Below are 15,902 nucleotides of genomic sequence, written 5' to 3'. Positions count from 1 at the left end.
ACTTCGTCGGGGCTGCCCGGCCGTCAGGCTTCGACGTTGATGCCGTAGTCGGTGGCCAGGCCAGCGAGGCCTGTGTCGTAGCCTTGTCCGACTGCGCGAACCTTCCATCCGGTCGTACGGCGATAGAGCTCCACCACGATGGTGACGGTCTCACCCGAGGAGAAGGGGTCCGGCGCGAAGGACAGCGGGGCTCCGGACGGCTGCGTGATGCCTGCTTGCCAGAAGGTGTACTGGCCGAATACTGCTGTGGGCTGTGCCTCGAGGTCGATGCTGACGATGACGGCGATCGCCGCGACGTCGTCAGGGATGGAGCCCAGATCGGCGGTGACGGTGTCCCCGCCGACGCGGACCCCGTCGTGGCTGGGGTGGTTGTAGAAGACGAGGTCGTCGTCGTTGCGCACTTTGCCGTTGCGGCTCAGGAGGACAGCGGACACGTCAACGGGTACGCCGGCGGCAGCGATGCGAATCGTGGTCGGCTCGGTGTGCAGGGCTGCGTTGGCTCCCTTCACCAGCAGGCGCGGCGTGCCGCCTTCCCCGGCGGGAGGCGCAGGGGCGGCGGGGGAGCGGGGTGCGGCCGGGGACGGGCCGGGGCAGGTGAGCGCGGCGAGAACGTGCTGGAGGACGGGCCAGCCTTCGGCTTCCTCACCTGGCCACGGCCAGGTCAGACGTTGGGCGCCGAACTCCTTGGCGGTGGGCGGCCGCCCGAATGCTTCCTGCAGCTGGAGGTAGCGCAGGCTCTCGGTGGCCAGGCGGCTGAGCTGCCACTGCCGTTGGGTTTCCTCCGGGTTGTTCACCCAGGTGTCGTGGTCGGCAGGCTTGCCCCCGAGCTCCTGGTACACGCGGCGGGCGAAGTCATAGCCGTCTTCAGCCAGCAGGCGGGTGGGCCGCTGCTGTGGGGACCGCGCCGGCTCGCCGATGGCTGTGCACAGCGCGCCCAGGTCGCCGCCCGTCCAGTGGTTGGCTGCCGCGGTGGCGAACCGGGCGAACTGGGGCAGCGTGGGAGGACGGCCCTTGGCGGCGACGACGCGGTGGTGCTGGTGAGCGACCTCCTCCAACTCGGAGCGCCAGCGGTGTTCCACGAAGGGAGCGAGATACTGATCGGCCCAGGCACGCCGGTGCCGGGTGATGAGGTCCCGCACCCGCTCGAAGCCTTCCCGACGCGTGCCGTGACTCATGCTGGAGGTGAACGTCGCCTGACCGTACGGCGTGTCGACCGTACGGTTCTCGCTGTTGGTGATTTCCTTTTCCGGCCCCAGGAACTGTTCGGACGCCTGCAGCTCACGGAAGAATTCAGTGTTGACGGGGCATCCGGCCGCCCGCAGGGCAGCCAGCGGTTTGCTGTAGTAGCGGTCGACACGATCCAACGTGGTGCGCGAGTAGGGGCCTTCGCACTCGAACCAGGCGGTCAGACCGACGCCGTGCCAGAACTCGACCGCAGGACCGAGAGCTTCGGCCATGGTCTGGTGCGGGCGCGGGTTGCTGACGATGCTGCCCGGGTGCCGCTGGAGCGTCACTGTCTCCCACAGCCGCTCCACCCGCTGCCGCAGATCGGCGGGCAGATGCTCCCGGTACGCCTGCGGGGTGAACCCTCTCTCGATGCGGGACAGCGCCATCAGGTCCTGATCGACCAGCCCCCACAACGACGGCATGCCCCGCGCCTGGACGGCGTGCGCCTGGTCGAACCCCACCCACCAGTCACGCAGGGCCGCAGCCCGCTCTTCCACCGGGGACACGGAAGTGCTGCCGCCGAGGAAGGCAGCGAGCATCGCATGCGCCTCGTCCTCCGCGATTCCCGCCGCGGCCGCCATGTCGGCCGTCTGGGCGGCCATGCCGACGTACAGACGAGGCTCGGGCAGCGCGGTGATGATCTCCTCATCCGGGTGTGGCGGGACCTGGAGATAGTCCAGCACGGCCAGCCAGTCGCCGCCGAAGTACGCTGAGGCGACGGGCTGGAGTTCCTTGGTGAGTACCCGGCGGGCCAGGGCGGTGCCCGTCTTGGCCTTCTTGGCGAATCCAGCCATCAGTGCCTGCAACCGCTGGATCCGGAAATGTGCGACGAACTGCGCGAGATCAGCGGTAGCCAGAGTGTCCAGCAGATCCAGGCGGGCCCGCTGCTGCCCGGCACGGTCCAATTCGTGCCAGCCGCCGCCGAAACGGAAGGCGTCCAGCGGGCCCTTGCCGATACCCAGCAGCCGGAAACGCTCCCCCACGGCCGTCCAGGACCGCTGCTGTTCAGTACGCGGGAAGATCTCCCCGGCCGCCCGTATCCGCACCGGCTGGAGCAGCGTCTCGAACAAGGGCACCAGCAGCGCCCACAGCAGCACCGTGTCCCAGCCCTCCACCGCGGTGAGACGGGCCGTGTCATCGGCGGCCAGCGTCAGGGCATGGGCCGGGCGTTCACGCAGCAGATGCGGCAGGTTGACCGCCCCCGCCTTCACCGACAGTCTTTCCGGCAGGTACCACGCGCCGTGTCGCTGCTGCTCCTGGACGTCAAATACGCGGGCGCAGCAGACTTCTTCGGCTCGGGTGAGAGCCGTCACCGTGCCGGTGTCCGGCACATGGCGCCCCCGGCCGCGGACGACGGTGGCAATCGGTTCTCCGGCCAGCCCTGCGGCCAGCAGCCTGGCTGCCAGCGCATCGACCTCAGCGAAGCGCTGCTGCATCCCGGCCGCCCGCTCCAGGGCGAGCGCCGCTTCGGGGCTGCTGTCCAGCATCTGCTGCCACCAGCGCGACGGGTTACTGGCCACCGGTCAGCCTCCGCATGTACTCGACGAACTGTTCAAAAGGCACCGGGGACGCGGTGCCCTGCGCATAGACGGCGTAGCGCTGGGCCATCAGCTGCATCTCCCGCTCGTCCCTGCGCGCCTCCACCCGGTCCAGTTCATGGACCACGCGCTGCTCGACGCGTCCTTGTTCGTACAGCACGAACGCGTCCATCCCACCCGGGCCCCCGCCGTCCCCCTGTGCCATGCCGTCTGGACTGGCTAGGTCCTCTTCCAGGGAGGCGGGGTCGATCGGCGGAACGTCCAGGAGCACAGCGGGGTCCATGTCGTTGTCCAAACACGTGGCCTCCAGGTGCTCCTCCAGGCCGAGTTCGGCATGGCAGACCACGTCCAGGTACTGCTGGTCGGCGGCCACTGACGGGTGGCGCAGGACGCGAACCCCGCGGCCGAGGAACTGGTAGAACTCGCCGAAGCTGCCATAGGGGCGGATCGGCACGACGACGGTGATCGGCGGAAAGTCGTAACCCTGGCCGAGCATCCGCAGCTGCACGATGCCCTGCAGGTCCCCGGCGTCGGACTCGAACCGACGTCGTGTGGAGGCGATCGTGGACGCGGGCATGCTGTGGTGCAGCGTGGCGCAGGCAATCCCGTACTCCTCGGCGATCCGCGCGATCTGCTCGGCATGCGCCTGGCCCATCGCCGCGAACAACACCCGGGGTTTGACGGGTGCCAACAGCTTGGCTTGCGCATCAAGACACGCCCGCGTCACCGCCATCACCTGCCGGATCGGGGCCTCGGACTGAGCGGTGATGCGGGCTATTTTCCGCTCATCGCCCAGCGCGGCCAACAACGCGTCCCGGCCCACGATCTGCTCGCGCCGTCCGTCCGGCCACACCGCCTCGTACACCGTCGATGCCACCTCGGGGGCGAACCGGTGCACCCGCAGGTTCTTCGCCGAGCCGTCCGCGACGGAGTCCACCAGCCGATAGCGGTAGACGACATCGGCGTCGATCGGCTTGCCGTCCAAGCGCTGAAAGCACGCCGACATCAGCAGCGTGCGCGCACCCGCAAAGTGCGCGAACAGCCGCTGATACGAGGCGCTGGCCGCGATGTGCGCCTCATCGACGACGATGAAGTCGACGTCGTCCGGCTCCAGCTTCGCCAGGAGATCCCCGCCACTCGCGCCGGTGCCCAGCGCATGAAAGTTCGTGACGAGGACGTCCGCTGCCAGCAGCTGCTCTCGGCTGACCCGGCTGATCTGCCCGTCATCCGCGTCCAGGACGAGCGTGGCCGGCGGGCGGACACCAGGCAACAGCGGTCCGCCAGCCAGCCCGTACAACACATTGCCCGGCACTCCCGGATCGAGCGCCTTGGCGAAGGTGCCGCGGATCACCGAGCCCGGCGTCACCACCAACGCCCGCTTCCTGCTGAACGACAACGCGGCCGCCACGCCCAGGGCCGTCTTGCCGGCCCCGACCGCCATCACCGTCGCCGCATGCCGGCCGCCGGAGGCGTAGTAGTTCGCGAGCGCAGTCAACGCCTCGTCCTGGCACGACCGCAACGGTGCCCGGTCCACCCCCGTGCGCGCATCGGCAAAATACGACCCACCCGACATTGGCTCGGATCGGCGGGGCGGATCAGCCGCCCGCATCGGATCGCCGGCCATGTCCGGCACCTCGACGCGCGGCACGGCACTCACCAGCGGCGCCAGGAGCGGATCCTGTCGCAGCAGCGCCTGCAACTGGGCCACGCAGCGCGCGGTGTCCACGCGCACCGCATCGTAGGAGAACCGCAGCACGGTCAGGCCGGTCGCAGCCAGATCGTTCTGCCGCAGCCGGTCGTAGGTGAACGCGGCCCGGTCACTGTGGAAGGCGAACCCGTCCAGCTCGACGGCCAACTGCAGCGTCTCACCCGCGATCAGGTAGTCCAGCCGGTAGCTCCGCTCCTCGACCGTGACCGGATACTGACTGTGCACCCGCGAGACGACCGATGCGTCCACGGCCGGCGTCAGCACCCACCGCAAGAACGCCTCCTCCAAGTAGGAGGCAGCCGGGATCAGTCGCTCCAGCCCCGCACTCATGACGATCCATCCTGTGCCGCGGCCTCGGCAGCCAGTGCCTGGACCTTCTCCTTCAGCCGGGCCGCCACGTCCTGGCCCTGCCCGAAACGGGCCAGCCGCCCCGCCAGCTCAAGCGCCTCCGCGAAGGTGCCCTCGCGCTCGAGCAGACCAATCAACCGGGGCACCGACGACACCCGCACAAATGTGTTCGGGGCAGCGGGGGCGTCGAAGGACACCGCCTGCGGGGCAGCCTCCATCAACTCCAAATCCAGCAAGGCGAACACCTCGAGCGCAGCCAGTGCCGCCGGTTCCCTACCGCGTGCACTCCACAGCCGATCCACCGCACCCTGCAGAACGAAGTGGTAGTCCATGGCCGAGCCAGGAACTTCCAACGCCTCCCACACACGGGCGATCAGCTCAGTGCCGCGTGCCTCGAACGGCACATGGCGACTGGCCGGTGTCGCGGACGTGCTGCCTTCGGAGGTCGGCCACATTGGCGAGCCGTACGACTCATCCGGACGAACTCCCGCCCCCGGCAACGCCTCACGCACGACCCCCGGGCTCCCGGAAAAGGCGATGCCAGGGATAGCCGCCATGCGCTCAAACCATGCCCCCATATTCCCCCTCATACGTGCACGAGCCAGCCCTCGCCGCGCGTGACTTCGGAGCCTCCGCCGACGACGACGCCCACGTCTACCACGTCCGGTTGTGAGCGGCCCGGGGCGCGTTGACACCGCGGTGACCTTTACAGCGCACGGGTGACCGCGGGCGAGCCGGGAGCGGTCCGGTGACCGGCCACGAGCCGCGCACCGTGGTCAACTACGCCCGGTCGCAACAACCTTGCAAGGACTTCCCGGCTACTGGGCCGCAACGCCTGCCGGGTGGCACCGCCGCGCCTTGCGCCCGGACCCGCACGGGCACGGGGCGTTCTTCGCGATGCTGCGCCCGGGGCCTTCGGGGCGCTGGGACGGGCGGCGCACCATGCTGGCGCCGCGGGTGCGCCACCGGGAAAGCGGCGTCGGAAGGTTGTCCATGTGCTCCAGCAGCCAGGGGCCGACGGCACCGAACGCCTCGTCGTTCGCCTCGTCCGAGAAGCCGCGGATCTCTTGTGCCGTGCCTTTCAGGAACAGTCCAGCGACCGTGGGGTACTGCTTGCCCTGGAACGCTTTCAGGCCCTGCAGACGGAAGACGTCCTTGGCGAAGGCGGCCCCGGCGACCAGGGCGGCACCGGTCACCACGTCACCGTCGTCGTGATCGTTCACGCGGTTGAACAGCCGTACCAGCTCGGCTTCCGCGTCGCTCAACGGCAGTTCTTCCTCGTCTGCGAGGGCCTTGGCGAACCGCTCCCGGACGCCCGCCGCATCGCGATACGAGAAGTCGTCCGCTCGCTGCGCCTGCTCGTAGTGCAGTGTGTAGACTCCCGGCTGCAGCCCCGACTCGTGCGCGAACACGCCGATGGTCTCGCGGAAGCCGGCGAATCGCATGACCTCCGTGCGGACCGTTCCCTTCCTGGCCTCGTCCCCCAGCCGCGAGCTGGGGGAGAACAGGAACGGGCAGACCTGTGCCGCATACAGCGCGCACACCTCGTGCACGGGCGCCTCCCCGCTAATCTCGGCAGTCGGCAACGGCCCGTCCTGCAGGATCACCTGCCAGCGCAGCTCGTCCCCGAACGGCAGGCCGCACACGGCGCACCAGTCGAAGGTCGCAAGCGCCAGCTTGCGCCGCTCACTGATCGCCCCGAAGTTCACCCCCGCGGCACTGCGCTCCACTGTCGCGATCACCGGGTAACCCCGACGGTCGCGCTTCAAGTGCTGCATGCGGCACGGCAGTTCGACCGTCTTCTGTGGTGCGTGAACCATGATCTTTCCCCCTGGTGCTCACTGACGTGACGCACTGGCGCTGCGTCGAAAGGAGGAAACGCCGTGTCACTTGAGTCAAGAAGCGCCCCGGAAGAACCAGGGCGCTCTGCCGTGCACGGTGTTTCCCGCCTGCCAGCCCGCAGGGCCTGGCCGACCCCGCAGCTGCCGTGGCAGCGCGACGCCCTGCAAGGGGCCGCACACTCCGGCGTCACGAAGTGAACACGACTCCTTCACGTTCTGTCCACTGGCGCACACCGCCCCCAGCCGTACGTCCACCCCACAGGGGAAGACCGATGCGCCCCCATCGGAGCCACACCAGCATCCAGACTCACGGCCGTTGCCCCGTCCCGCTCCAGTCCGGACACCGGATCAAACGACGCCGAGCACAACGCGTCAAAGCACACCAAGCCGGAACGCTTCGCGCACTGCGCGCACCACGCACACGTCACCAGACGGCAGGACGACGAGCCGAGCGACGGCGTGTTGACCAGACCGCACAAGAACTCGGCGCCAGCGGCCAACACCGGCCCCGCACTGGATACAGGGGAAGGGCCCGGGGGCAGGGCTCAAGACGGGGCCCGGGCCGCGGCCAGCACAGCCGCCACGGCACCTGCCGCCGCGCCCTAGCTTGCGGGCTGCGAAGCGGCTGCGGACACGGCTGCGACCAGCGGCGACCAGAGAGGATGCGGGCGCCCGGGCACGACGAGATGCGCGGTACGCCGTGCCCGGGTCAACACGACATATAGCAGCCGCGACCCGTCGGGGAACGGCTCCTGTTCGTAGCCGTAGAACTCGTCCGGCCCCAACAGGAGGATCGTCGTGTCCGCCTCGCGGCCCTTGGTCTGATGAAGGTTCATCACCTGGACCGGGCGCTGGCGCGGAGACAGGGAGCCCACCAGGGAGTCGTCGCGAAGCCGCAGAAGTTCCGTCGTCACCGCGGCGATGCTCTGCTCACCGCCGAACAGACGCAGCGTGCTGCGGGTGCGCGCTGCCGCCTGCTGCCAGGCCTCCCGCCCGCGGGAGGCGCCGATGCGGGCATAGGCTCCGGACACTACATCGGCCAGCTGACCCAGGCCCGCTTCCGGGCCGCCCCTCGCCGCACGCAGATCGTCCAAGAGCCCCATCAGCCGACGCTCCAGAATCGGGTTCGTGCAGTGCAGCATCTGCCCCGCCAGCGGGGGAAGTTGTCGGCCCCGGCGCAGGGCCGCGGTGACGAACACCGCCAGCGTCCTGCGCACCGGGGCGCTGTCATCGCCGAGCGCGAACTGGATCAGGCTGAGCTGGGCGGCCAGTGCTTCACCGTGCGCCTCGCCGAAGCCGATTTGTTCGTGGGGGAGTTGGGCCTCGGTCAGTGCATCGGACAGTGTCGTCGTGGCTGCGATGCCATGGGTGAAGACGCTGACGGTGTCCTTCTCGCGCCGGGCCTGCCGGACCAGCTCGAGGACCTCGTCGTGGCCCGTTCCCCGCAGCACAGGGGTCACACGCAAGCGGCCCGTGCCGGCGGCTTCGGCAACTGCCGGGTCAGCGAAACAGCGGGCGCGGGCAGCTTCGGCCGCCGCCGGCAGAACGCCACTGGGGTCGCGGTAGCTGGAGGCCGGGAGCTGGATCTTGCAAGCTCCCGGCAGCGCCATGGCGGCGTCGACGCGAGCCGCCGGGCTCACTCCGGGCTTGAAGCCGCCGTAAATGCTCTGATGCACGTCTCCCAGGAAGATCCGTCGTGCGGACGGCGCGATCAACTGGAGGAAGGTCCACTCGGCGGAGCTCGTGTCCTGGAACTCGTCGCAGATGACGATGCTGTAGCGCTGCGCGTAGTGAGCCGCGACGGCGGGCAGTCGCAGCAGATCACTCGCGGAGGGGATCAAGTCGTCGTAGACCAGGCCCGGCGGGGCGCCGGGAACGCGACTGTTGGCGCTGCTCAGCACCGTCTGTGGCGGAGGAAATCCGTGATGTGCGCCGAAGCCCGTGATGATCCGCCAGGCGAATCCGTGGAACGTCGCGACCTCGAGCCGCGGGCCGAGGCGTCCGATCACGCCCGCCGCCCGATCCATGATCTGTGACACCGCGGTGCGGGAGAACGACAGGAACAGTGCCCGCGTCCGCGCTGGCATGCTGCTGCGTACCCCCTGCTTCACGAGCTTCTGCCGGACGGCGAGCAACTGCCCGTCGGCGGCGTGGAGATGCTCACGGGCCGCTGCCACGGCGGTGACCGTTTTCCCGGTGCCGGCCCCTCCCAGCACCACCAGCGCCGGGGCCTGGCTGGAGATGACGCTGCGCTGGGCATCGTTCGGCTTGTAGATCATGCTTCGTCTGCCTTGGGTGCATCCCTGGGGACGGCCTGGGGGCGGGGCAGCGAAAGGAGATCGACCTGTTCCGGGCCGCGGTAGGCGGCGTTCGCCTGCGCGGCGAGCGTCAGCAGGACCGTCGCGATCACCGGCGGATGCGTCTTCGTCTCGCCGTACAGGGCGCTCAGGAACTGCTCGTGCAGCCCGTGCTTGTGGAGCACCTTGCACAGGTCGATGACCGCCCGCTCCTCGAGGCGTCCAGCCACCGGGTCAGGAATGCCATAGACGGTCAGTGTGGTGCTGGCCTCGGCGATGACGTCCAGGCCGATGCCCTCAAGCATCGCCTGCTCGATCGCCCCCGCAGGCAGCCGCACCACCGCATCACACGCCGCTCTGATCTTGTCGAGCTGCCCGCGGGACTGGGCGGTCTCCTTGTCCCGGTCCACGACCGCCAGGACACGAAACCCCAGCTGCCGGGCCAACTCGGCAACCCGGGGGATCTGGTCGATGCCTCCGTCCATGCCTGTTCCCGCCGCCACCAGGCGCACGCCGTGCGCCGGCAGCGGCAGCTGCTGGGGCGGGAAGCGACGGTCCACCATGCTCAGCACCGCAACGTCATGCGGGCCCTCGGTGATGGCGACGGTGGGCGAGCTAAGCGCGGCCAGCAGCTGGGTGTGCAGCTGACGAAACGCGACCAGCATCTTGCGGTCGGTCGGCAGCGTCAGCTGGTGATGGGTGCGGGTGCCGCCATGGCGGACCAGGCGGACCAACTCGGTCGGTTCGAAGGCACGCGCCGCCTCGGGACGTCGAGTCGAGAGCCACAACTGCCCCGACTGCGCACGCAGCACGGCAGCGAGGTGTTCCGCCGTCGCCGCATCGAGCCGGTCACCGAAGTCGTCGACGAGGACGAGCGCGCCCGGCACATTGGCCAGCAGCATTGCCTCGGCCACCGACAACACGGCGCCCGCGGTGCTGCCATGGCTGGTCAACGGGAGCAGACCGCTGCCGTCGAGGTCGGCCGCAGCCCTCAGACTGCGCAGCAACGCGGCAACAGACCCATCCTCCGCCATGAAGCCCATCTCCGCAGCGGAGACGGGCCGGTCCCCGAACCGGCCGCCGGTTCCGCCGACTGCCAGCACCGCATCGACAGCCTCGACCACCGCCGGATCGGCCGACAACCGGGCCACAGCCTCGGCGACCCCATCGCGCAGCACGTCGAACGCGGCCGCAGCCGCCTTGGGATCCCGCTCCTCGAGAATGCGCCGGAACGCCCCACCGGCACGCAGCTGCAACGGCGCCGCGGTGTCCAGTACGAGCACCGGCAGAGCCCGGCGCGTGGCAGCAGGAACCCTGGCGAACTGCCCCCGCGCCGGACTGCTGCGGGCCGGAAAGTACACCAGCGACTCCAGCGACTCGGCCTCGCTGTCATGGGTGAGCCGATACGTCAGACGCACGCACCAGGAAGCATCTGCGGGAACATCCACGTCCTGGCTCGCACAGCCCGACGGATCTAGCGGCTCCAAGAAGCCGTCGACCAACTGCTGCACATCGGCGTCGAAATCGGTGAGCGTCACCTCAACCTCCGCACAACGCAGCGCAGGAGACTCGGCGACCGGCTCTTCCTCCGGAGCCTGCTCCGCGGCCGAAGCGGACTCGGATCCGCCGTCCCCGACGTCCGGATCCGCGCTCCCCACTTGTTCCGTGTCCGCAGCCTCCTCGGTGCCACTGTCGTCGGTACGGCGCGTGCTGTCGAACAGATCGGTGAGAGCCGCCCCCCGGCCGGCATCCGGATCCAACACGCGGGCCAGCGCCGCCATGATGTCGGAACGCCCCGCCCGGGGCACCCCCGCCAGCAGCACATGATCCTTGGGGCGCAGATCCAGCCGCTCCCAGCCCCGAAACCCTGTGATCAACAATCGTGAAGCACGCACACGCCCATCATCGCCCGACAGAACAGGTGCTGACGAGGCATATGCGTATTTCCGTGTCTACCGAGATCCGCTGCGCTCCGACCTGCTCTGTCTCGAGCAGAGGCCTGCCGCGGCGGGTCCCCGTCTTCAACGACAACGGCACTGCGGCAGCCCTCACCCGGCGAGCAGCCGTCGTTACGATCACCGTGTGTCCATACAAATGATCACCTACATGATCTCGGCGGCCCTCGCGGTCGTAGGCGTACCCGCGGTTTACGTGCAGGCCCGCGCAGCCCGCCAGTCGGCAGTGGCCGCGGGACGGGCACAACTCGTGCATGCACGCAGGACAAGCCAGCACGAGGCATGCGTCGAAGTGCTGACGCGTGCCGACGACTTGAAGCGTTCCTGCGACCACAGCTGGAGCGCCGCATCCTGGCTGCACATGATCTATGAGGACGAGGCCAGCAACGAGGAGCCGGTCAGGGAGAGAGCCAGGGGACAGCGGGAAGAAGCCGAGCGGCGACATGATGAATCGATCGAACACGCCGATGAGGTGTACGAGCGCCTCCTCAAGGCGGTTGCTCGCCTGGGAACTGGAAGGCCCCGATCGGCTCATACCCCCAGCATCCCGGCTGGCCGACCTTGGAGACTTGCTGCAATTTCCAGGCCGGACCCCGGCTTTCGAAGAGGACGAACCGGTATGGGTGACGGATGACGAGCAACGTCCGTTTGCCTGGGTGACGAATGAATATCAAGTGGCCCGGAGCGCATTCGTTCAGAACACCCGAACCTAATTCAACAGCCTTTGGCAGCGGGCGCGAGCGCAGGGCCCCGTGATGCGAAACGATGAAGGCCGCTTAGCATTCATCGCTGGTCATGCTTGCGGAGCTGCCTCCGAGGCAGGCCCGACCGGTGGGTGGCCTTCGTATTCCAGCGCTGCGCGTGCCGCCCGGGTGAAAGCGTCCAGCCGACGTTCGAAGCGGTACTTCTCGTTGAACGCACGAGATCTTTGGATTCGTGCGCGACCGAGTTCGTTCCTGAAGTTCCTGACCTCGTCGGCGAAGTCGCCTGCCGCCGTCACCACGGCATCTGGTCCTGCGATGGCTACTGTGGAGCGGCGCTCGCGGATGTTCTCCCAAAGGTCATCGAACTGCTGGTGGAACTCCTCCTCGCGCCCGTACAGCGCGTCGATCAGATCTTGGCCGGCAGCGACGAACTCCGCGTAAGCCTGCGAGCGGGGCCCGCGTCACTCGGTGAGGCTCTCGAAGCGGCGTTGGCGGGCTGCTTCTGACTCTTGTGAGGTGAGCTGAAGGCGGGCGGTCCGAAGACCAAACATGCCTGTCGCGACTGCTGTAAGTCCCGTCAGCCCTCCACCGATTGCCTCTCCGGCCACGGCTGCTGTACCTGCATCCACGCATGATTCTTACCAGAGAACGATGAAGGCGCCCCGGTTTCTCGGTGGGCGACTGCGGGCGCTTCTCGTGTCCCGCCATCGGCGCGCGCGGTTCAGATCAGCGAAGGCTCAGCACGAGGCCAACTCCCTGCGGAGAGCAGCCGAGCCCCGAACCTCAGATCCCGCGCGGGACGCCTGGGGTCGAGAGGCGTCAGGTGCAGAACGACGTCGGTGAGGTCGGGTTCCGAGCTGGGCGCTGACAGGTCCCAAAGCCTGGAAGCCCTCGCTCTGCCCTTTGGCATGGCGAGCTATCCCGTCGGCCAGGCTGTTTGTCAGTAGCTCTCCGTACGATGCCGCCGAAGCGAGTTGCTGAGGGGTGGAGATGACAGCGGCCGGACAGGAATTGCTGAGCAAGGACCGGGGGAATCAGCCCCTCTGGGTATGGATCATGGTCTTGATGGCGCACGGGCGCAGCTGTGTGTACTGCGACGAGCAGCAGGCACAGACCCTTGAGCATGAAGCGCCGTTGGCGGGCAGGGCGGGACGGGACATCTGGTGGAACCTCGTGCCTGCCTGCGACCGGTGTAACAGCTGAAAGCAGAAAAGGTCTGCGGTTGAGTGGGCACGTGACATGAAGTTGCACCACGCGTACCCGAAGGCTGGCTTCGCTCGCCATACCCTTCCACTCCGGATTGTCGAGGGGATCAACGACCGTGTAGCCCAGGTACAGCGTGAGATACGCGATCCCGCGCGGCGCCAGTGGTTCGAGCACCACTACGGGCGAAAGCACAGTCCGCGGTTGCGTCGGCAGAAGCATGAAGAAGTCCAACGGTGCGCGGAAGGGATGGAGCGTTACCCCTATCCGCCGTGGGAGTCACGAGAGATCAAACCGGCCACGAGCCGCTGTATGCGCGTGCTGTGCTGCGGCTACCAGCAAGAGGACGCCCACCCGGAGTTCATCACCTTGGCCGAAGCCGAGCGCGAAGACCTGCGGCGTATGGCGTACGAGAAGGGGTGGTATCTCGGTGATCTGATCGGCAACTTGCTGGATCGGGCTGTCGAGGAATGGCGCCAGTCTCGGTCGGGTGGTCGCAGCGAGGAGGCATCCGGCGATGTGAACCGCGCCGCCTGCGCCCGCCGCCGACCCACGAACGGCGCGTTTCACCTGGCGTGGGCTAGTGCGCACCCCAGACTCGCCGGACGCGTGGCCCCAGCCCGGGTCGATCGCGTCCAACGCGCCCTGGGACGGCTCTCTGAGAGTCCCCACCCTCCCGCAGGCACCAGCCGGCCCTGTTCGTGCGCGAGAGCAGCCTCCACGGCCTGCCGCGCGGCAGCCCGCTGGTTCTTCAGCCACACCCCAACCGGGAACCCGCCCTCACCGACGGCACTGACCGGCGCCAGCAGATGCCCGTGCTCTTGCGCCCAAGCCCGGGCGACGGCGAGGCCTTCATCGAAGGCGCTGTCGTGCGCGTTCCACACCATGCCCAGCTTGTCCAACTGCCGTACCCGCTCACCCTCGAGCAGCTCCGCGTTGTAGTACTTGCGCTGATCCGCCAACCACACCCCCAGCGGAAACCGCGCAGGCGACCAGTCATCCGGCGTCACGTACCGCTGCGGCGCCTGCAGCACCTGCGCTCCGCTCTCCTTGAGGTACTGGATGCAGGCCTGGACGCCGCGCCGCCAGTAGGCGTTCTCCGGATCGATGATCCGCAGGCGGATGAACTGCGCGATCAACGCCGGATCCCGCGGCGTACTGAACTTCAGCAACTCCGCAGCCGGCCCACTGACCACCGGCTCGGCAACCTCGCCACCAGCAACATCCGCGCCGCTGTCGCCCTGCTCATCAACGGCGCCTTCGACGACTTCCTCCTGATCCTCATCCTGGACCCAACTCCCGCTGCGCACGCGGGGATCAGCGAGCGCCTCGATCGTCTCTGTGTCGTGCGCCCGCAAGGCTCCAAGAACCTTACTGAGGGTGCCATAGGAATTCGAAACCAGCATTTCCCCGCCTTCTTCGCCTGGACCGAGAAATACCGGAACGACCAAAGTGGCGAGCTTTCCCTCACCGGGCCGGATACGCAGAGCACGTCCGACCATTTGCACGATGTCCACCATCGAACCCCGCGCATCCATAAAAGCGACCGCATCACAGCGAGCCGTATCGACCCCTTCCCCCAGCACCTTCACGGACCCCAGAACCTGAACCGCGGCCTTCACCTCACGACCGTCCGTGCCCGGGATGAAATCCGAGGCGAACTCCTGCAACACGGCCTGCCGGTGGGAGGGAGGATGCTCGCCATACAGCCACTGCGCCCACACACGCCCCGGCGCTGGGAACCGCTCAGGGTCATCAGCGTGCAACTGCCCAGCAACGGCCGGCACCCCGGCCGCCATCGCCTCCGCCTCCGCAACCCGACTGTGGAACGTCAGAATCCTGCGCAACTTCTCCTCCACAGCCGCCGTCAGCAGCCCAGTCTGCAAAGCCGCCAACCGCGCACCCCGCACATGATCAGAACCCAACGGCTCGCCCTGCAGCGCCCGATGGACGTCCTCGTCGCGGATATCCACACAGACGACCTGATAGGGCGCCACGATCCCGCGCCGGATCGCCTCGGACAGCTTCAACTCATACGCCACCGGCCCGAAGAGCTCGCTGTCCCGATCCATGGAAGCAACCATGCGCGGCACCTCACCACCGGCCTCCCACACCCGCGGCGTCGCCGTCATATACAACCGACGATGCGCCGGAATCTGCTGCTGGTCATGCACCGCCGCCCACGGCTTACCAGCATCACCACTCGTCCGATGCGCCTCGTCGACCACGACCAGGTCCCAGACCCCAACCCCGGCTCCGTGCGCCCGCTGCAGCGTCCGCAGCCCCAGCGAGGCGTAGGTAGCAAACACGGTGACCTGCTCCAGGCCCCGCAGCCACAACCGCAACTCCTCCGCGCTGGTCGTGCACGGCACACCCTGACTGTCCGCGGCACTGAGCGAGCACACCCCCACCATGCCCCCACCACGGCCGCCGGCCCGCCACGCGGCGGCCGTCTGCATCAGCAGATCCAGCGTCGGCACCAATACCAACACCCGCCGCGCTTTCAGACGGCGAGCTGCCTCCACCGCCATCAATGTCTTGCCCGACCCAGTTGCAGAGACGACCTGCGCCCGCAGTCCCTGCGCCGGCATACAGCCATCGGCCGGGGTCTGAAGGGTCCTCAGAATCCCATCGACAGCTTCGACCTGATGTGGAAGAAGTTTCATTGCTGCCATTACGGTCTCCCGTGATAGATATGCTCGGCAGGGGTCAAGTCAGGGCCAGCAGGGGCGGTCGGTGGTAAGCATCCAGGCCATAATCTAGCCCACTTGCCATGATGACACACACGCCGCTTGGGAGATTCTCACCCTGTCCGATTCCGACCAGAAGCATGACGGGTCGTCAAGAGCCTGCGCGCCACATACAGACGCACCGTCACATCCGCCAATCGGCTTGTGTAGCCAGCCGCTTTTGGCGGGACCACGCGGAGCGTGGGCCTGCCAGGCCGGATCGCGGAGCGATCCGAGCCGTCAGCAGCGCGAAGCGGTGCTGACATGGCGTCACGGAGTGACGCCAACTCCCCGACGAAGTCGGGGAGTTCTTCCCGCGCGAAGCGCGGGAACCGCCGCGTAGCGGCGGCGC

At 68.1% G+C, this 15,902-nt stretch carries 9 protein-coding genes; 2 read left to right on the top strand and 7 right to left on the bottom strand.

Annotation, left to right across the window (positions count from 1 at the left end; translation table 11 throughout):
• Nucleotides 1–23: 23 nt before the first annotated feature.
• From OG574_RS48030 to OG574_RS48005, 6 genes are all read right to left on the bottom strand, one after another.
• Entirely contained in the window at nucleotides 24–2,747 is a 2,724-nt protein-coding gene (locus OG574_RS48030) for a TerD family protein (RefSeq protein ID WP_326771234.1), read from the bottom strand.
• On the bottom strand, nucleotides 2,737–4,803 hold the full coding sequence (locus OG574_RS48025; protein WP_326771233.1) for a DEAD/DEAH box helicase family protein: 2,067 nt from the start codon (nucleotides 4,801–4,803) through the stop codon (nucleotides 2,737–2,739). Before OG574_RS48025 ends, OG574_RS48030 begins: the two co-directional genes overlap by 11 nt.
• Nucleotides 4,800–5,276: a hypothetical protein gene (locus tag OG574_RS48020; protein ID WP_326771232.1), complete on the bottom strand. Its 477-nt coding sequence runs from the start codon at nucleotides 5,274–5,276 to the stop codon at nucleotides 4,800–4,802. The genes OG574_RS48025 and OG574_RS48020 overlap by 4 nt, the downstream gene beginning before the upstream one ends.
• 363 nt (nucleotides 5,277–5,639) lie before the next feature.
• Complete coding sequence (locus OG574_RS48015; RefSeq protein ID WP_326771231.1) at nucleotides 5,640–6,641, bottom strand: YecA family protein; 1,002 nt, start codon at nucleotides 6,639–6,641, stop codon at nucleotides 5,640–5,642.
• Nucleotides 6,642–7,264: 623 nt separating this feature from the next.
• The gene (locus tag OG574_RS48010) at nucleotides 7,265–8,941 is read right to left on the bottom strand and encodes a UvrD-helicase domain-containing protein (RefSeq protein ID WP_326771230.1); all 1,677 of its coding nucleotides are present in this window, start codon (nucleotides 8,939–8,941) and stop codon (nucleotides 7,265–7,267) included.
• On the bottom strand, nucleotides 8,938–10,854 hold the full coding sequence (locus OG574_RS48005) for a hypothetical protein (RefSeq protein ID WP_326771229.1): 1,917 nt from the start codon (nucleotides 10,852–10,854) through the stop codon (nucleotides 8,938–8,940). The genes OG574_RS48010 and OG574_RS48005 overlap by 4 nt, the downstream gene beginning before the upstream one ends.
• A gap of 895 nt (nucleotides 10,855–11,749) precedes the next feature.
• On the opposite strand from OG574_RS48005, the gene OG574_RS48000 reads away from it, so the two are divergent.
• The gene (locus OG574_RS48000) at nucleotides 11,750–12,124 is read left to right on the top strand and encodes a hypothetical protein (protein ID WP_326771228.1); all 375 of its coding nucleotides are present in this window, start codon (nucleotides 11,750–11,752) and stop codon (nucleotides 12,122–12,124) included.
• A gap of 484 nt (nucleotides 12,125–12,608) precedes the next feature.
• The gene (locus OG574_RS52960) at nucleotides 12,609–12,821 is read left to right on the top strand and encodes an HNH endonuclease (RefSeq protein WP_442816779.1); all 213 of its coding nucleotides are present in this window, start codon (nucleotides 12,609–12,611) and stop codon (nucleotides 12,819–12,821) included.
• 566 nt (nucleotides 12,822–13,387) lie between these two features.
• On the opposite strand, the gene OG574_RS47995 is transcribed toward OG574_RS52960, so the two are convergent.
• Nucleotides 13,388–15,496: a DEAD/DEAH box helicase gene (locus OG574_RS47995; protein ID WP_326771227.1), complete on the bottom strand. Its 2,109-nt coding sequence runs from the start codon at nucleotides 15,494–15,496 to the stop codon at nucleotides 13,388–13,390.
• Nucleotides 15,497–15,902: the final 406 nt, after the last annotated feature.

It is taken from the genome of Streptomyces sp. NBC_01445 (assembly GCF_035918235.1).
Taxonomy (GTDB): domain Bacteria; phylum Actinomycetota; class Actinomycetes; order Streptomycetales; family Streptomycetaceae; genus Streptomyces.
The sequence above is the reverse complement of the archived record's forward strand: the minus strand, read 5'-3'. Positions and strand labels throughout refer to the sequence as shown.